Annotated in this window: 17 protein-coding genes; 13 read left to right on the top strand and 4 right to left on the bottom strand. The window is 64.0% G+C overall.

From position 1 onward, the window contains the following. The first annotated feature begins 131 nt into the window (after nt 1-131). The 6 genes from IVA79_RS24650 (at nt 132) to IVA79_RS24625 (ending at nt 4891) form a co-directional block, all read left to right on the top strand. A complete protein-coding gene (locus IVA79_RS24650; protein WP_247557773.1) occupies nt 132-1592 on the top strand; it encodes an NAD(P)/FAD-dependent oxidoreductase in 1461 nt (486 codons plus the stop codon). Between the two features lie 142 nt (nt 1593-1734). Further along, nucleotides 1735-2391 (top strand): AAA family ATPase, encoded by a 657-nt coding sequence (locus IVA79_RS24645; protein WP_247557771.1) that lies wholly within the window; start codon nt 1735-1737, stop codon nt 2389-2391. Then, nucleotides 2360-3010 (top strand): hypothetical protein, encoded by a 651-nt coding sequence (locus tag IVA79_RS24640; RefSeq protein ID WP_247557769.1) that lies wholly within the window; start codon nt 2360-2362, stop codon nt 3008-3010. Before IVA79_RS24645 ends, IVA79_RS24640 begins: the two co-directional genes overlap by 32 nt. 179 nt (nt 3011-3189) lie before the next feature. Continuing rightward, nucleotides 3190-3345, top strand: a complete 156-nt coding sequence (locus IVA79_RS24635) for a hypothetical protein (protein WP_007612486.1) — start codon at nt 3190-3192, stop codon at nt 3343-3345. 144 nt (nt 3346-3489) lie between these two features. Next, nucleotides 3490-4419, top strand: coding sequence for an aspartyl/asparaginyl beta-hydroxylase domain-containing protein (locus IVA79_RS24630; protein ID WP_247557767.1), 930 nt, complete (start codon nt 3490-3492; stop codon nt 4417-4419). 13 nt (nt 4420-4432) lie between these two features. Then, a complete protein-coding gene (locus IVA79_RS24625; protein WP_247557764.1) occupies nt 4433-4891 on the top strand; it encodes a nuclear transport factor 2 family protein in 459 nt (152 codons plus the stop codon). 95 nt (nt 4892-4986) lie between these two features. On the opposite strand, the gene IVA79_RS24620 is transcribed toward IVA79_RS24625, so the two are convergent. The 3 genes from IVA79_RS24620 to galE all read right to left on the bottom strand — a co-directional run bounded on the left by IVA79_RS24620 (nt 4987) and on the right by galE (nt 8659). Next, nucleotides 4987-5688, bottom strand: coding sequence for a fumarylacetoacetate hydrolase family protein (locus IVA79_RS24620; protein ID WP_247557762.1), 702 nt, complete (start codon nt 5686-5688; stop codon nt 4987-4989). Nucleotides 5689-5723: 35 nt separating this feature from the next. Then, nucleotides 5724-7526 carry an ABC transporter ATP-binding protein gene (locus IVA79_RS24615; protein ID WP_247557760.1) on the bottom strand — a complete coding sequence of 601 codons (1803 nt, stop codon included), beginning with the start codon at nt 7524-7526 and terminating at the stop codon, nt 5724-5726. Between the two features lie 119 nt (nt 7527-7645). Further along, nucleotides 7646-8659: a UDP-glucose 4-epimerase GalE gene (galE, locus tag IVA79_RS24610; RefSeq protein ID WP_247557758.1), complete on the bottom strand. Its 1014-nt coding sequence runs from the start codon at nt 8657-8659 to the stop codon at nt 7646-7648. A gap of 126 nt (nt 8660-8785) precedes the next feature. On the opposite strand from galE, the gene IVA79_RS24605 reads away from it, so the two are divergent. The 3 genes from IVA79_RS24605 to IVA79_RS24595 all read left to right on the top strand — a co-directional run bounded on the left by IVA79_RS24605 (nt 8786) and on the right by IVA79_RS24595 (nt 10683). Continuing rightward, complete coding sequence (locus tag IVA79_RS24605; protein ID WP_247557755.1) at nt 8786-9823, top strand: glycosyltransferase family 4 protein; 1038 nt, start codon at nt 8786-8788, stop codon at nt 9821-9823. A 180-nt stretch (nt 9824-10003) separates the two neighbouring features. Beyond that, on the top strand, nt 10004-10300 hold the full coding sequence (locus IVA79_RS24600) for a type II toxin-antitoxin system HigB family toxin (protein WP_247557913.1): 297 nt from the start codon (nt 10004-10006) through the stop codon (nt 10298-10300). Then, nucleotides 10300-10683 (top strand): XRE family transcriptional regulator, encoded by a 384-nt coding sequence (locus IVA79_RS24595; RefSeq protein ID WP_247557753.1) that lies wholly within the window; start codon nt 10300-10302, stop codon nt 10681-10683. Before IVA79_RS24600 ends, IVA79_RS24595 begins: the two co-directional genes overlap by 1 nt. Nucleotides 10684-10738: 55 nt before the next feature. Here the strand turns inward: IVA79_RS24595 and waaF are convergent, their stop codons facing one another. Further along, a complete protein-coding gene (gene waaF, locus IVA79_RS24590; protein WP_247557751.1) occupies nt 10739-11809 on the bottom strand; it encodes a lipopolysaccharide heptosyltransferase II in 1071 nt (356 codons plus the stop codon). A gap of 159 nt (nt 11810-11968) precedes the next feature. Between waaF and rfaD the strand changes: the two genes are divergently transcribed. From rfaD to IVA79_RS24570, 4 genes are all read left to right on the top strand, one after another. Next, the gene (gene rfaD, locus IVA79_RS24585) at nt 11969-12949 is read left to right on the top strand and encodes an ADP-glyceromanno-heptose 6-epimerase (RefSeq protein ID WP_247557749.1); all 981 of its coding nucleotides are present in this window, start codon (nt 11969-11971) and stop codon (nt 12947-12949) included. Between the two features lie 20 nt (nt 12950-12969). Beyond that, the gene (gene rfaE1 / locus IVA79_RS24580) at nt 12970-14454 is read left to right on the top strand and encodes a D-glycero-beta-D-manno-heptose-7-phosphate kinase (protein WP_247557747.1); all 1485 of its coding nucleotides are present in this window, start codon (nt 12970-12972) and stop codon (nt 14452-14454) included. Next, on the top strand, nt 14451-15737 hold the full coding sequence (locus IVA79_RS24575; RefSeq protein WP_247557745.1) for an O-antigen ligase family protein: 1287 nt from the start codon (nt 14451-14453) through the stop codon (nt 15735-15737). Before rfaE1 ends, IVA79_RS24575 begins: the two co-directional genes overlap by 4 nt. A gap of 85 nt (nt 15738-15822) precedes the next feature. Beyond that, complete coding sequence (locus IVA79_RS24570; protein WP_247557743.1) at nt 15823-17736, top strand: SDR family NAD(P)-dependent oxidoreductase; 1914 nt, start codon at nt 15823-15825, stop codon at nt 17734-17736. Nucleotides 17737-17738: the final 2 nt, after the last annotated feature.

Here is a 17738-nt window from a genome sequence, read left to right as displayed (position 1 = left end):
AGCCCCGGAGCGATCCGGGGCTTCATTGTTTCGGCACATGGAATTCAACTCGCTTTGCAGTTGCTGCACGGCTGATTGCCAATTGACGGCCAGCAGTGGCGGGCGGACAATCCTCGTCGGCGGAGGAAACCATGCAAAAAGAACATTTCGACGTGCTGATCGTCGGTGCCGGGCTATCCGGCATCGGGGCGGGCTATCATCTTCAGACCAGGTGCCCGACCAAGAGCTACGTCATTCTGGAGGGCCGCGACTGCATCGGCGGCACCTGGGACCTGTTCCGTTATCCCGGCATCCGCTCCGACAGCGACATGTTCACGCTCGGCTATTCGTTCAAGCCGTGGACTGATCCGAAAGCGATCGCCGACGGGCCGCAGATCCTGAACTATGTGCGCGAGACCGCCGCCGAGAACGGCATCGACAAGCACATCCGCTATCGTCATCGCGTCAAGCGCGCTTCGTGGTCGACGCCACACGCACGCTGGACGGTGGAAGCCGAGCGTATCACAGGCTCGGGCGCGACCGAGCTCGTGCGTTTCACCTGCAATTTCCTATTCATGTGCTCGGGCTATTACAAATACGAGGCCGGCTACACGCCGGAGTTCAAGGGCGCCGCTGATTTCGCCGGCCGCATCGTGCATCCGCAGAAATGGACCGAGGACATCGACTATTCGGGCAAACGCGTCGTCGTGATCGGCTCGGGCGCGACCGCGGTGACGCTGGTGCCGGAGCTCGCCAAGAAAGCGGCGCAGGTCACCATGCTGCAACGTTCGCCGACCTATGTCGTATCGCGTCCGGCGCAGGATCCCGTCGCCAACAAATTGCGCCGCAATCTGCCGACGCGGCTTGCCTATCATGTCATCCGCTGGCGCAACGTGATGTGGGGGATGTTCTTCTTCCAGCTCAGCCGGCGCAGGCCGGACAAGGTGAAGAACCTGATCCTCGGCGGCGTCCGCATGGCGCTCGGCCCCGACTACGACGTCGCGACTCATTTCACCCCGCGCTACAATCCCTGGGACCAGCGGCTGTGTCTCGTGCCCGACGGCGATCTGTTCAAGGCGATCCGCGAGCAGCGCGCCGCCGTCGTCACCAATGAGATCGACACGTTTACGCGCGACGGTATTCGCCTCAAGGACGGCAGCGAGCTTGCGGCCGACATCATCGTCACGGCGACGGGGCTGGTGCTCCAGGTCGTCGGCGGCCTCGAGGTCAGCGTCGACGGCCGTGCCGTCGATTTCGCCAATACCCTGACCTACAAGGGCATGATGTACGCCGACGTTCCGAACATGGCATCGGCCTTCGGTTACACCAACGCGTCCTGGACGCTGAAATGCGATCTCACCTGCGAATATGTCTGCCGGCTCATCAACTACATGGACCGGCACAATTTCCGGCAGTGCATGCCGCACAATGACGATCCAGCCGTTGCTCTTCAGCCCTCGCTCGATTTCACCTCGGGCTATGTGCAGCGCGCGGTCGCAAAAATGCCGAAGCAGGGCTCGAAGCGGCCGTGGCGGCTCTACCAGAACTACGCGCTCGACATCGTCTCCTTACGTTTCGGCCGGATCGACGACGGCGTGATGCGGTATTCCTGATTTCCGTATGTTGCCGGTGGAACCCATCGATCGCTTGAGGTGAACCGCGACTTGAAGTAGTATTGTTGCGTCGCATGCAATTTACTTCCGACAGCGCCTGAGTTCCGCGTCGCTGGCATTGATGGGAGCGCGGGACGTGCACGTGCTTGCTCTGGTCACGCAAAAAGGCGGAAGCGGCAAGAGTACGCTGGCCGTTGGGCTTGCGGTGGCCGCGATGGAACGTGAAGAGCGGGTCGCTCTCATTGAGGCAGACGCGCAGGGCACCATCTCAAGATGGAAACAGCGTCGTGAGAATTCCTTTCCTCATGTCGAGTGCGTTGCTGATCCGGCGGAGATCGAGCCGGTGCTATCTCGGCTCCGGGCTGAAGGGATTGGGCTCGTAATCATCGACACGGCCGCCACGAACAACGCCCTGGCGCTCCGCGCCATCACCAATGCCGACCTTTGTCTCATTCCGGCCCGTCCAAGCCCGGCCGATATCGAAGCTGCCATCCCTACGCTGTTGGCCATTCGCAGGGGTAACCGCCGATTTGCCTTCGTCCTCAATCAGGCGCCCACACGTGGGTGCCGGCTGAGTGAAGCTGCGACGTCGCTCAACTCGCTTGGCGTGCTTGCGCTCCCCTTCATCGGACAGCGCAACGACCACCAGGATGCGCTTGGGTTAGGCTTGGGGGTCACCGAGTTTGCGCCGGAGGGAAAAGCTTCGGACGAGATCGTTGAGCTGTGGCGGTGGATTTCGAAAAACATGTTCACGGAGCCGAAACATCATGGGCAAGACGCGGTCGAGACAGCCTGCTGATGGCGTACGCGCCAGACGTCGGTCGCTGGTGGATCTGACTGCGGCCGTGGGCCGTACCGTCGACGAGAGCCTCTTGGAGACGTCCACGGATCCGGTCGCCATCCTGGCGGCCGATGGACACCGGAGCAGGGGGGCAGCCAAGACGCCCGCTCGAAAGATGCCGGCTCGAAAGATGCCTGCGGATACGCCCATTCCCGCGATAGTCGACGGCGCCGAGGCGCGCCCGTCTACCAAGGTGGAATTGCCTTCGACTCCACTCCAAAGTGCCGACACCTCCACTCTCGCCGTGGAGATCGCCAAAGAGATGCAGACGCGTGCCTTCGAGGCAATGAACTTAGGCCTGCATACAGCGTTCGAATACACGAAGGATATTGCCAATCCGGAAGGCGACATCCTGGACGGAGCTGCTGCTGAGTGCCATGCCCTCGTGCTCGAATTGATGAAAATGAATGCAGGTGCGGCCCTGCAGTATACGCGCGAGTTGAGCCGCGTGAGAACGCTCTCGCAGTGGATCGAGTTGTCGGGCTCACATGCGCGAAAGCAATGCGAGTTGGTGCGACAGCAGACCGAACTACTGAAATCCATGACAAGCAATGCGAGAACGCCCGGCGCCGAATAGCGCGGATCGAAATCAGGAGACCGGCGAGGGCGGGGCGGGCGGCACGCAACGGCGCCGATGTCGTTTGCGTCTTCGGCGAACGGGCTGAACCGGTCAACGCCCGACCAGTTAATGCCCGATTAACCAGCGGGTCCTAGCCTGCCTCGGCCGGGGTGACTCGCAAGGCCGAGGTAAGCCCAATGGAAGCCCAGAGAATCGCAGTCGACGCCGTCGTCGCGCTGACCGATTGCGACCGCGACGCCGTCATCGCCTTCATCCGCCGTCTCTATCTTGCCGGCGTCACCGACCCCAAGCGCCTGACCTTCAAGGGGCTCCAGGCGCTGTCGCGCGCGTGATTTGGCTCAGTTCCGATCCGGGTCCAGCCCGTTTCGTCCCCGCGCTCGCGCCAGCGTGAACCTCAACCCACCGGTGAATATCTTGCCGCCCGGGCCGGCGCGGAGTAGATGACGTCCCCGCTGGGTTCACTGGGGAACGGGGAGATGTTGAAACAGCTTTTTGCGCCGCAACTTGTCATTCTTTATGTGCTTGCGGCCTCGACCATTTATGTTCACTTCCGCGGCAAGCAGCGGCTGCGCTTCGCGCGCCAGCTCGGCGATCACTCGACCTATCTCGCACCTTACAATGTGCTGATGTATGCCGGCTCGGCCGTGCCCAACAGGCCGGTGATCTCGGTCGATCAGTTTCCGGAGCTGAAGCCGCTCAGCGAGAACTGGGAGACCATCCGCGACGAGGCGGTGCGCCTGTTCGACGAAGGTTTTATCCGCGCGGCCGCGAAGAACAACGACTGGGGCTTCTATTCCTTCTTCAAGAGCGGCTGGAAGCGGTTTTACCTGAAATGGTACGACGACTTCCTGCCGTCCGCGAACACGCTGTGCCCGAAGACGGTGCAGCTGCTCAAGTCGATCCCGAGCGTCCATGGCGCGATGTTCGCGATGCTGCCGCCGGGCGGCAAGCTGGGCGCGCATCGCGATCCATTCGCGGGCTCGCTGCGCTATCACCTTGGCCTCGTCACGCCGAACTCGAACAAGTGCCGGATCCTGGTCGACGGCGTCGAATGCGTCTGGCGCGACGGCGAAGCCTTCATGTTCGACGAGACCTTCATCCACAGCGCGGAGAATGCGACCGACGTCAACCGCATCATCCTGTTCTGCGACGTCGAGCGCCCGATGAAGTTCGGCTTCATGACCGCGATCAACCGCTGGGTCAGCCACCACATCGTCAAGGCGTCGGCGACCCAGAACGTCGAGGGCGAGAATGTCGGCGTGCTCAACAAGGTGTTCGGCAAGCTCTACGAGATCCATCTCGGCAGCCGCAAGGTCAAGGCGTGGAACCGCAACGTCTACTACGCGCTGAAATATTCGCTGACGGCGCTGATCCTCGGCCTCATCGTGCTGTCGGCGCTGCGGTGATCGGGCCCTCGCGATGAGCCCCTTGCCGGTCGCGAACGCGGAGATCGTTCAGTTCTTCCGCCAATGGCTGGAGACCTTCGCGGGCTATGTCCGCGAGGTCGATTACGCTTCAGCGCGGCCGCTGTTTCATCCGGACGTGCTCGCCTTCGGCACGCACAACGATGTCATCCCGGGCCTCGATCAGTGGGTCTCGACGCAATGGGACAACGTCTGGCCGAAGACGGCCGACTTCCGCTTCGTGCTCGATCAGACTTCGGTTCTGGCGTCCGCCGATGGCACGATGGCGACAGTGATCGCGCCGTGGACGAGCACGGGCTATCATCAAGATGGCAGCGCATTTGCGCGCCCCGGCCGAGCGACGATGGTGTTTTCAAGAAAGGACGATGGGTGGCTGTGTGTCCATTCCCACATGTCGCTCAACCGCGGTGTGCCGCAGGCAAGCCATGCCAATCGCCCAGTGAAGGCCTGGTAGCGTGTAGGGTGGATTAGCGCAGCGTAATCCACCATCTCGCCACAGCCAGGATGGTGGTGGATTACGCTTTCGCCAATCCACCCTACGATCCCAGCCTACTCCGGCTGGCCGATCGCGACCTTCAGCGTGCCGACGCCGTCGACGCCGCATTCGAGCTTGTCGCCGGGCTGGAGCTGCGACACGCCGGCAGGCGTCCCCGTCATGATGATGTCGCCGGCGGCGAGCTTCACCTGCTGGGAGAGCTGCCAGATGATCTCGGGCACGTTCCAGATCAGCTCGGTGAGATCGCCCTTCTGGGCCTCCTTGCCGTTGACCGTCAGCCAGATCTTGCCCTTGGCGGGATGGCCGATCTTCGAGGCCGGCTGCACCGCGGAGCAGGGCGCCGAATAGTCGAACGACTTGCCGATCTCCCACGGACGCTCCTTCTTGCGCGAGGCGATCTGGAGGTCGCGGCGGGTGAGGTCGATGCCGACGGCGTAACCGTAGACGTGGTCGAGCGCCTTGTCGGCCGGGATGTTCAGCCCGCCGCTCTTCATCGCGACGATCAGCTCGACCTCGTGATGCAGGTCCTTGGTCAGTGGCGGATAGGGGATGGTGGCGCCGTCGGGCACCAGCATGTCGGCGTGCTTGGCGAAGAAGAACGGCGGGGCGCGCTCGTCATTGCCCATCTCGCGGATGTGCTCGAGATAATTGCGGCCGACGCACCAGATGCGGCGCACCGGATAACGGCCGCTTTCCCCGACGACGGGAAGCGAAGCCTGGGGCGGAAGCGGGATGACGTAGGAGGCGGCGTTCATTTAGCGATCTCGCTGCTCTTGAGGTGGAACGAACTCTATGCGGTTGCACCGATCGGCGCCAGAGCGCCGGAATGGTGATGCTGCAGGCGGAAGAACGAGGCGTAGCGGCCGCCGCGGCGGAGCAGTTCGTCGTGCCGGCCCTGCTCGACGATCTCGCCGCCCTCGACCACCAGGATGCTGTCTGCGTGCATGATGGTGTGCAGGCGATGCGCGATCACGATGGTGGTGCGGTTCTGGCAGAGATGCTCGATCGCCTCCTGCACCTGCCGCTCGGACTCCGAATCGAGTGCCGCGGTGGCTTCGTCCAGAAGGATGATCGACGCGTTCTTGATCAGTGCGCGCGCGACCGCGATGCGCTGGCGCTGGCCGCCGGACAGCTGGGTGCCGTGCTCGCCGACCGGCGTGTCGTAGCCGAGCGGGAAGCCCATGATGAAATCATGCGCGCAAGCCGCTTTCGCGGCGTCGATGATCTCGTCCTCGCTTGCGCCCGGCTTGCCGAAGGCGATGTTGCTGCGGATCGTGTCGCGGAACAGATAGACATCCTGGCCGACATAGGCGGTCTGCGCGCGCAGCGATTTGCGCGAGACCGCGCCGATCGACTGGCCGTCGATCACGATGTCGCCTTGCGTCACCTCGTAGAACCGCAGCAGGAGCGCCAGCACGGTCGACTTGCCGCCGCCGGAGGGCCCGACCAGCGCGGTGACCTTGCCGGGCTCGGCAACAAAGCTAATGCGGTCGAGCACGGTCTCGCCGGTGCGGTAGGCGAAGCTGACGTCGCGCAGCTCGATGCGCGCGTCGGTGAGCTTCAGCGCCGGCCTGTCGTCGTCAGACTGCTCGCTCGCCGGGCTGTCGACCACCTCGAGCAGCATGCGCGCGCCGACCAGCTGGCTGTTGAGATCAATGTTGAGTCGCGCCAGCCGCTTGGCCGGCTCGGTCGCCATCAGGAAGGCGGTCATGAAGGAGAAGAACGCGCCGGGCGTGGCGTTGAGCGCGACCACGCTGTAGCCGCCGTACATCAGGCAGCCGGCGACCGCGAAACCGCCGAGCATCTCCATGAGCGGATTGGAGCGGTTGGCGACGCGCGCCATCTTGTTGGCGTTGCGCTCGACGATCGCGATGTTCTCGTCGATGCGCTTCTGCATGGTGTCTTCGAGCGTGAACGCCTTGACGGTGCGGATGCCTTGCAGCGATTCCTGCATCGTCTCCATGATGTCGGCGGTGCCGGTGAACTGGTTGAAGGCAAGGCCCTTGATGCGCTTGACCAGCTTGCGCAACACCAGCATCGCCGGCGGCACCGCGACGAGGCCGATGAACGACATCAGCGGATCCTGCCACACCATCACGCCGATCATGGCGAGCAGCATCAACAGGTCGCGCCCGATGGCGTTGACCAGCATGTTGAGCACGTCAGTGATTGACTTGGCGCCAGCCGTCAGCCGCGCCAGGAATTCCGAGGAGTGCCGCTCGGAGAAGAAGCCGACGCTCTCGCGCATCAGCTTGGCGAACAGCTGGCGCTGATTGGTAGCGAGGATGGCGTTACTGATCTTGGTCAGGATCACCATATGGCCGTAGGTCGCCACGCCCTTGATGAACAGCAGGAGCACCGTGATGCCGGAGAACATCGCGATGCCCGGGATGTTCTTGTCGACATAGGCCTGGTTGATGACCTGGCCGAGCACATAGGTCGCGCAGGCGGTTGCGCCGGCGGCGACCGCCATCAGCGCGAAGGCGACGAGATAGCGCCGCCAGTAGACGACCCCCTGTTCCGTGACCAGGCGGCGAATCAGGGTCGCTGCCGCATAGGGATCGTCAGTGATTTTCTTTGGAAACTGGGCCATCCGGTGTCCATTGACGGCGCAGGACAAAAGCCTGCCCGCGCGTCAGGGATCGATGGGCCTCTGTGCCCGCTCAAGCGGGGTTTTTCAAGCCCAATTAAGGGCTTGCGCTTGGGATGATTCTAGGCCGAGGCGGCGTGGCGGAGCTCGACATGGCGCTCGTGGAACAGCTTGTCCTCCCACGCCAAAGCGTGGGCTGCGATCGTCTCGAGGTCCTCGTATTGCGGCTTCCAGTCGAGCAGTCCGCGGATGCGGCTGGTGTCGGCGACCATGGTCATGATGTCGCCGGGCCGGCGCGGGGCGTATTGCACGGCGAAGCTGCGGCCCGAAACCCGCCTCACGGCGTCGATGGTCTCCAGCACCGAATAGCCGCGGCCATAACCGCAATTTAGCGTCGTCGAGGCACCGCCGTTGCGCAAGTAGGCAAGGGCCGAGCGATGTGCTTGCGACAGGTCGGTGACGTGGATGAAGTCCCGAATGCAGCTGCCGTCGGGCGTCGGATAGTCGGTGCCGAATACGTCGATCTTGGCGCGCTGGCCGGTCGCCGCCTCCACCGCGATCTTGAGCAGATGCGTGGCGCCGACGGTGGCGAGACCGATGCGCGCCTGCGGATCGGCGCCGGCGACGTTGAAATAGCGCAAGGTGACGTACTGCATGCCGTAGGCGGCGGCGACGTCGTGCAGCATGATCTCGGTCATCAGCTTTGACGAGCCGTAAGGTGACAGCGGTCGCGTCGGCGCGTGCTCGGGCACCGGGACCTGGTCCGGATCTCCGTAGACGGCGGCGGTCGAGGAGAAGATGAAGCGGCCAATGCCGCGCTTCACTGCGACATTGAGTAGGTTACGCGCGGTCATGAAGTTGTTGCGGTAGTAGCCGAGCGGATCGCGCATCGAATCCGGCACGACGACCGAGCCCGCGAAATGGATGATGCTCTCGATGTTGTGCTGCGCGATCACGCCTTCGAGCAGGTTCTCGTCGCCGGCATCGCCGATGAACAGCGGCACACCCTCGGGCAGATAGGCGGAGAAACCGGTCGAGAGATCGTCGATCACGACGACGTCCTCGCCGGCTTCCGCCAGCGCGAGGACCGTGTGACTTCCGATATAGCCGGCGCCGCCGGTGACTAGCACAGTCATGATCTCACCCGTCTTCGATCAACGCTGCAAGCTAACGTCTGCGTGGTGAAGAGGGGGTATCGGCAGCCCTGAACTGGTCACTATGCTTAATGTTGCGTATAGGGGACCTTCGAAACGGAGCGTGACGTGGCGAATTTCCCCGGCGATCTCGAAGTGATCGTGCCAAATCTGCACAGGCGCTATTCCGGGGTCACCGCGACCAACCGGATGGTGGCGCCGCGTCTGGCGAAACTGTACCGCGCCGCGTGGTTCGGGTCCGATGCGCCGGCGGGGATCGCGCGGCTGACCGTTACGGATTTCCTGAAGCTATGGCGCCGCAAGGCGCCGCTGATCTGGCATGCGCGGCGCAACAACGAGATGATCGCAGGCGTCGCGTTGCGTGCACTGGGCTGGCCGTTGAAACTCGTGTTCACCTCGGCGGCGCAGCGGCACCACAGCTGGATCACGCGCTGGCTGATCCGGCGCATGGACGCGATCATCGCGACATCGGACATCTCGGGATCGTTCCTGAAGGTGAAGGCGACCGTGATCCCGCACGGCGTCGACACCGACGTCTACACGCCACCGATCGATCGTGCTGCTGCCTTCGCCGAAAGCGGTCTGCCGGGCCGCTACGCCATCGGCTGCTTCGGCCGCGTGCGGGCACAGAAGGGCACCGATGTGTTCGTCGATGCGATGTGCCGGCTGTTGCCGCGCCATCCGGATTTCACCGCCGTCATCGTCGGCCAGGTCACGGCCGAGCAGACGCCCTTTGCCAATGATCTCAAAAAGCGGATCGAGGCCGCCGGCCTGCAATCGCGCATCGTCATCACCGGCGAGCTGCCGATCGAAGCGGTGCAGCGCTGGTACCAGCGGCTGACGATCTACGCCTTCACCTCGCGCAACGAAGGCTTTGGCCTGACGCTGATCGAGGCGATGGCGGCAGGCAGTGCCCTGGTCGCCGCACGCGCCGGTGCGGCCGAGCTTGTGGTGGAGGATGGGGTGAGCGGCGTGCTGATCCCGACCGGTGATGCCGATGCGCTGGCTGCGGCATTGGATCCGCTGATGCGCGACGTGGCCGCGGCGACGGCGATGGGCGAGCGCGGGCGGGCGCGGGTGCGCGAACGATTCAGCCTTGATGCCGAAGCGGCGCGGATCGGGGAAGTCTATCGGCCGCTGCTCTGAGCCGTCGCGCTCGTGGTCGCGAACAAAAATCGCGAAAACAACCCCATGCACAGTAGACGGCCTTAACGAAATCAATGGCTTGATGGCCCGTCCCGCTACGCTGCGGACATGCGTCGATGTAGGACTCTGTTCCCGTTTTGGGAATTTGCGTTGATCCCGTAGTGGGAACGTGCTATGGCTATGAACGTAATAGCGAGAAGGGCACTCAAGATCTTTTGGGAGCGATACCCCCAAGCGGAGACCCCCTTGGGCACCTGGTACGAAATCGTTTCCAAGGGTGACTGGAGTGGCCCAGCAGACCTGAAGAGAGCGTTTGGAAACAACATCGACTTCGTTGGCGACAACAGAGCCATCTTCGACATAGGCGGCAACAACTATCGCCTTGTGGTTCACTTCTCGTACAAGTTCAAAACAGCTCTCATCAAGTTTGTCGGCACGCACGCAGAGTACGACGGAATAGACGCGGAGACCGTGTGATGATGGACGTAAGGCCTCTTCGCAATGAACAGGATTACGATTGGGCTATCGGCGAAGTATCCCGCTATTTCGAGGCCGAGCCTGCTCCCGGCACGCCTGACGGTGATCGCTTCGAGGTTCTGTCTTCGCTCATCAAGGAGTACGAGGACAATCACTTCGCGACCACTCACGGCGATCCAATCGACGTTCTTCATTTCGCAATTGAGTCCATGGGGCGCTCGCAGACAGAATTGGCAGCTCTGATCGGACGCAATCGGGCGTCCGAAATTTTGAATCGCATCCGTCCACTGACGCTGGACATGATCCGAACTATCAGCAGGGAGTGGAACATTCCCATTGGTGCTTTGACAGCGCCATATGAGCTGGCACGTGCGCATGCTTGATTGTGCTTGATCGTGCTGGTTCGGCGGCGATGCGGACCGCATTCGCCAGCGGCGCCTAGTTATTCGCCTTCGCCCCCGCTTCCCCCAGCACCCGCTGCGCGATCGCCACCACCTCGCTCGCCGCGATATTCCGCATGCAGCGGTGGTCGTTCATCTTGCACACCGTGCTCTGGCAGGGCTGGCAGGACAGCACTTCCTTGTCCTGCACCACGGTCGCAGCAAGGCCGTTGAGCGGCGCCCAGAGATAGGGACTGGTCGGGCCGAAGATGCCCATGGTTGGCGTGCCCAGGGCGGCTGCGATGTGCATCAGGCCGGAATCGTTGGAGATGGCGACGCCGGCCGCGGCCATGGCCAGCACGCCGTTGCGTAAGTCGTTGCCGGTGAGGTCACGTACGCCCGCGCCGCCTGCGGCGACGATCTCCTGGGCGAGGCCCTTTTCCGCGGGGCCGCCGACCACCCAGACCTCCAGCCCGCGCTCGACCAGGAGCCGGGCCGCCTCCGGATAGGACGTCCAGCGCTTTGAGACCCCCACCGAGCCTGGGGCGAGCGCCACCGCGGCTCCGGCGCCGAGGCCGTTGGCCTGACGCCAGCGGACGATGTCCTCGGCGGGGACGCGCAATTGCGGCACCGGCCATTCCGGGGGCAGGGGGGCGCCGTCGGGTTGGGCCAGGGCGGCATTCTTGTCGATGAAACGGGGCAGCTTCTTCTCGCCCCAGCGCCAGCGGTTGATCAGACCGAACCGGAACTCGCCGACGAACCCGACCCGTTCAGGAATACCGGCGAGGGCGGGTGCGATGGCGGCCTTCCAGGTCCGAGGCAGCACCAGGGCGGTGCCGTAGTTCCGCTCGCGCAGGAGTTTTGCCAAGGCCAGCTGGCGGCTCACGGCGAGCCGGCCGCGCGGCAGGTCCCAGACGATGCCTTCGCGCACGCCGGGCATGTAATCGACCAGCGGGGCGCATAGGGACGTGGTCAGCAGATCGACCGGCCGGTTCGGCCAACGCTCCTTCAGGACCCGCGCGACGGTGTGATTCCGGACGAAATCGCCGATCCACATGTATGGAATGATCAGAATCGGGCGCGTGTCGCTCCGATCCGCATCTCCGCTAAGTTGTGAATTTTGGTTCATTCGTTAAATGGGGCCGGGCAATCTAATTGTGGCGGTTCGGTAGCCGCTCCGGGCCGGCAGGTAAAGCCAGCAGACCGCTCAATCCCAAAACCGCTTACACTTTGGCGGCTCATGCGCTACGGCAGGACCGGGTCGCAAAAATCGGGCAGGGATTTCGGAATGTTGCTGGTGACCGGCGGGGCCGGTTTTATCGGGTCGAATGTCGTGGCCGCGCTCAATGACGCCGGCCGCAGCGATGTCGTGGTTTGCGATGTGCTGGGCAACGACGGCAAATGGCGCAACCTCGCCAAGCGCCAGCTTGCGGATATTGTTCCGCCGGCCGAGTTGCTCGACTGGCTGAAGGGCCGCAAGTTAGAGGCCATGATCCATCTCGGGGCGATTTCCGCGACCACCGCGACCGATGGCGACCTCGTGATCGAGACCAACTTCCGCCTGTCGATGCGCCTCTTGGACTGGTGCACGATGAACGCGGTGCCGTTCATCTACGCCTCCTCGGCGGCGACCTATGGCGACGGCAGGGAAGGCTTTGACGACGACGCCTCGCTGCCGGCGCTGAAGAAACTGCGGCCGATGAATCTCTACGGCTGGAGCAAGCACCTGTTCGATCTTGCTGTTGCCGAGCGCGTAGCGAATGGCGATCGGCTGCCCCCGCAATGGGCCGGGCTAAAATTCTTCAACGTGTTCGGCCCCAACGAGTACCACAAGGGTTCGATGATGAGCGTGCTGGCGCGCCGCTTCGACGACGTCAAGGCCGGCCGCATAGTGCAATTATTCAAGTCGCATCGTGAAGGCATCGAAGACGGTGATCAGCGCCGGGATTTCATCTATGTCGACGACGTCGTGCGCGTGGTCATGTGGCTGCTCGCGACGCCGGCGGTGTCCGGACTCTTCAACGTCGGAACCGGCAAGGCGCGCAGCTTCAGAGATCTGATGCTCGCTGCCTATGCGGCGCTCGGCACCAGGCCCAATATCGAATACATCGACATGCCCGAGCAGATCCGGGGGGCTTACCAGTACTTCACCCAGAGCGAGGTCGATCGCCTCCACCGCGCCGGCTACAACGGCAGCTTCACGACGCTCGAGGACGCGGTCAAGACCTTTGTCGGAGATTATCTCGACCAGCCCGACCGCTTCCGATGAGCACTTGAGGCGCAAAGACCATGCCCACGCCTATTCTCGATTTCGACGCTCTCGCGCAGGCCATCTCGGACCGCACGGTGCTTTGCATCGGCGACATCATGCTGGATGAGTTCGTTTACGGCGAGGTGTCGCGGATCTCGCCGGAGGCGCCGACGCCTGTCATCGCTGCACAGCGCAGCGAGATCCATATCGGCGGTGCCGGCAATGTCGTGCGCAACGTCGCCTCGCTCGGCGCGCGCTGCATCTTCGTCGGCCTCGTCGGCGAGGACGATGCCGGTGCCCAGCTCAAGGCGGCGCTGGGTGAGCTTGCTGCAATCGAAAACGTGCTGGTGTGCGACCCGTCGCGGCCGACCACGCGAAAAGTCCGCTTTGTCTCCGAACATTTTTCCACGCACATGCTGCGCGCGGATTGGGAGCAGGCACTACCTGCCTCCGATGAGATCGAGACCAGGCTGATCGAGGCGATCCTGCCGCAGATCGCGCGCGCCGACATCGTGCTGCTTTCGGACTACGCCAAGGGCGTGCTGACGGCGCGCGTCATCCGCCACACCATCGACGCCGCGCGAAAAATGGGCAAGCCCGTGATCGTCGATCCCAAGAGCCTGAACTGGGCGATCTATCGCGGCGCCACGCTGCTCACGCCCAACCGCAAGGAATTCTCGGAGGCGACGCGCAGCCGCGCCGATACGCTGCAGAGCATCGTCGATGCCAGCGAGGACGTGATGCGGCTCGCCGATTGCAGCGCGATCCTGGTCACCCAGGGCGAGCACGGCATGACGCTGGTGCCGCGGGGCGGCGAGGCCGTTCACGTTCCGGCTTTTCCGGTGAAAGTGCGCGATGTCTCCGGCGCCGGTGACACCGTCGCCGCCGCGCTCGCGGTGTCGCTTGCGACCGGCGCGGACTGGGATACGGCGCTGCGCATGGCCAACGCGGCGGCGGCCGTCGCCGTCGGCAAGCAAGGCACCGCCAGCGTGAGCGCGGCCGAATTGCGCCGTAAGATCCTTCCGCATGCCAGTCTCGCGGCCGAGGAGAAGATCGTGCTCGAGCCTGATACGCTCGACGCGCAGCTCGCCGAATGGAAGCGGCAGGGCCAGCGCGTCGGCTTCACCAATGGCTGTTTCGACATCCTGCATCCCGGCCACGTCAAGGTGCTGACGGCGGCGCGCGCGGCCTGCGACCGCCTGATCGTGGGGCTCAACAGCGACGCCTCGGTGCGGCGGCTCAAGGGCGCCGAGCGGCCGGTCCAGGACGAGCGCGCGCGTGCCGAGGTGCTCGCCGCGCTCGAGGCCGTCGATCTCGTCGTCATCTTCGAAGAGGACACGCCGATCGACCTGATCAGCCGGATCAAGCCCGGCGTGCTGGTGAAAGGCGGCGACTACACCCGCGAGCAGGTGGTCGGCCACGAGATCGTCGAGGAAGCCGGCGGCACGGTCGTGCTGGTCGATATCCTCCAGGGCTTCAGCACGACGGCGCTGGTGCATCGCGCCCGGGGAGGCGACAAGTGACTGCGCTCGCACACGAGACGACCAGCGAAATGTTGCTTCGCCGTTTGCGCAGCCCGGCCGCCTGGCGCGAGACCGTCGATATATTCGCGGTCCTGACCGCAGCCTCGCTGCCCTGGTCGACCTCGCTTGCGGGGATCTTCAATGCGCTGATGCTGCTCTGCATGCTGCCGTTCCTCGACGTCCGCGGGTTCCTGCAATCGCTGAAGCGTCCGATCTGCATTGCGCCGATCGCGCTGGTCCTGCTCGCGCTTGTGGGGACACTCTGGTCGGACGCGACCTGGGGCGCACGCTTCTATGCGGTCAATCCGACCGTCAAGCTGCTCGTGTTGCCGGTTCTGCTCTATCATTTCGAGCAGTCGCCGCGCGGCCACTGGATCTTCATCGCCTTCCTGGTGTCCTGCGCCTTGTTGTCGGTGATGTCGTGGCTGGTCGCCTTCTATCCGGATCTTGCGCTCAAGACCGATCCGCCCGAACGCGGCATCTTCGTCAAGAACTACATCGACCAGAGCCAGGAATTCGCGCTTTGCGCCGTTGCACTCGCCTATCCGATCGTGACGCTGCTGCGCGAGAAGCGATACTGGTTCGCCGGGCTGCTCACGGTGCTGGCGCTGAGCTTCTTCGTCAACATGGTTTTCGTGGTGGTGTCACGCACCGCGCTCGTCACCGTTCCGATCATGTTCGGTGTGTTCGCGCTGCTTCACCTCAAATGGCGCAGCATTGCGCTCATCTCTGCCGCTCTGCTCGTCGGCGCCGGTCTTGCCTGGCAGGCCTCGCCGCAATTGCGCAGCACCGCCGAGACGTTTGGCAGCGACTACACGCGTTATGTGGAAAGGGGTGAGCCGAGCTCGGCGGGCTTGAGGCTCGAATTCTGGCGGAAGTCGCTCGGCTTCTTCGCGCAAGCGCCGATCAAGGGGCACGGCACCGGCTCGACGCGCGGATTGTTCGAGCGCGTCGCGACGCCCGGCGGTCTGAACCAGGCCTCCGCCGAGGTGATCGGCAATCCGCATAACCAGACGCTGAACGTCGCCGTGCAGTGGGGCGTGATCGGCATCGTCGTTCTCTATGCGATCTGGATCCTGCATCTGCGGCTGTTCCGCGGCGACGGGCTCGTCAACTGGATCGGGCTTCTGGTGGTTGTGCAGAACGTCTTCACCTCGCTGTTCAACTCCCATCTGTTCGACTTCCACGAAGGCTGGATGTACGTCATCGGCGTCGGCGTCGCCGGCGGCATGGCGATCCGGGCACAACAGAGCGAGGCGAAGATGGGGGAAGCCGGTTCCTGAGCGGCCGCGCGGCTGGCAAGTCTGGTCCAGATGGGCTATCAGCGCGGTCAGGTTGCATTTCACTGGGGCTTTCATCGGTCGGCGGATGACGCGTCTTTCGCATCTCACCTTGCGCAATTTCCTGATCGCGCTCCACGACCTGCTGGCGACCGCGGCGGCGCTTTTTGCCGCCTTCTATCTGCGATTCGAGGGTGGTGACGGGTTCTTCGCCCGCTTGCCGCTGCTGTTCCAGATCCTGCCCTACTTCCTCGCCTTCAGCGTGGTCGTGTTCTTCATCTTCAACCTGACCACGACGAAATGGCGCTTCATCTCGCTGCCTGACGCGCTGAACATCATCCGCGTCGCGACCGTGCTGACGGTCGCCCTGCTCGTGCTCGACTACATCTTCGTCGCCCCCAACGTCCGCGGCGCCTTCTTCCTCGGCAAGGTGACGATTGTCCTGTATTGGTTCCTCGAGATTTCCTTCCTCAGCGCGCTGCGCATGGCCTACCGCTACTTCCGCTATACGCGGGTGCGGCGTCACGCGAGAGGCGAGGAGGCCGCGCCGGCGCTGCTGATCGGCCGGGCCGCGGATGCCGAGGTGCTGCTCCGCGGCATCGAGAGCGGAGCGATCAAGCGCATCTGGCCGGTCGGCGTACTGTCGCCGTCGAGCTCCGACCGCGGCCAGTTCATCCGCAACGTGCCGGTGCTGGGCGGCATCGACGACGTCGAGGACATCATCGCCGACTTCGCCAAGCGCAACAAACCGATCGCGCGCCTCGTCATGACGCCGTCGGCATTCGAGCCGGAAGCGCACCCGGAATCGATCCTGATGCGGGCGCGCAAGCTGGGTGTGATCGTCAACCGGATGCCCTCGCTCGAGAGCGGCGATACGCCGCGGCTCACCGCCGTTGCGGTCGAGGACCTCCTGCTGCGGCCGAGCGAGACGATCGATTATGCCCGCCTGGAAGCGCTGATCAACGGCAAGGCGGTGATCGTCACCGGCGGCGGCGGCTCGATCGGTTCCGAGATCTGCGAGCGCGTCGTTGCCTTCGGCGCCGCGCGGCTCCTGATCGTGGAAAACTCGGAGCCGGCGCTCTATGCCATCACGGAGGCGCTCGCCGCGCGAGGCGCGGCCGCCGAGATCGAAGGGCGGATCGCCGACATTCGCGACCGCGAGCGTATCATGCGCCTGACGGCGGAGTTCAAGCCGGACATCGTGTTCCACGCCGCCGCGCTCAAGCACGTGCCGATCCTCGAACGCGACTGGAGCGAGGGCGTCAAGACCAACATCTTCGGCTCGATCAACGTTGCGGATGCCGCCGTGGCGGCCGGCGCCGAGGCGATGGTGATGATCTCGACCGACAAGGCGATCGAGCCGGTGTCGATGCTCGGCCTGACCAAGCGTTTTGCCGAGATGTACTGCCAGGCGCTGGATCACGACCTCGCAGCCGCCGCGCGCGGGGCCAGGCCGCCGATGCGGCTGATCTCGGTCCGGTTCGGCAACGTGCTGGCCTCGAACGGCTCGGTGGTGCCGAAATTCAAGGCGCAGATCGAGGCCGGTGGCCCGGTGACGGTGACGCATCCCGACATGGTCCGCTACTTCATGACCATCCGCGAGGCCTGCGACCTCGTCATCACCGCGGCCACGCATGCGCTCGGAACGCAGCGTCCCGACGTCTCGGTCTACGTGCTCAACATGGGCCAGCCGGTGAAGATCGTCGATCTCGCCGAGCGCATGATCCGCCTTTCCGGATTGCAACCCGGCTACGACATCGAGATCGTGTTCACCGGCATGCGGCCGGGCGAACGGCTCCACGAGATCCTGTTCGCTTCCGAGGAGCCGACCCGCGAGATCGGCGTTGCCGGCATCATGGCCGCGCAGCCGAACGAGCCGCCGATGCAGACGCTGCGCAAGTGGACCGCCGCGCTCGAGCAGGCGATCGCGCGCGACGATCGCGCCACCATCAGGACCATCCTCAAGGATGCGGTGCCCGAATTCGGGTCGACCGCGGCCTGACC

Source organism: Bradyrhizobium sp. 138 (assembly GCF_023074075.1).
Classification (GTDB): domain Bacteria; phylum Pseudomonadota; class Alphaproteobacteria; order Rhizobiales; family Xanthobacteraceae; genus Bradyrhizobium.
Note: the sequence above shows the minus strand (reverse complement) of the source record. Positions and strands in the feature narration are given on the sequence as shown.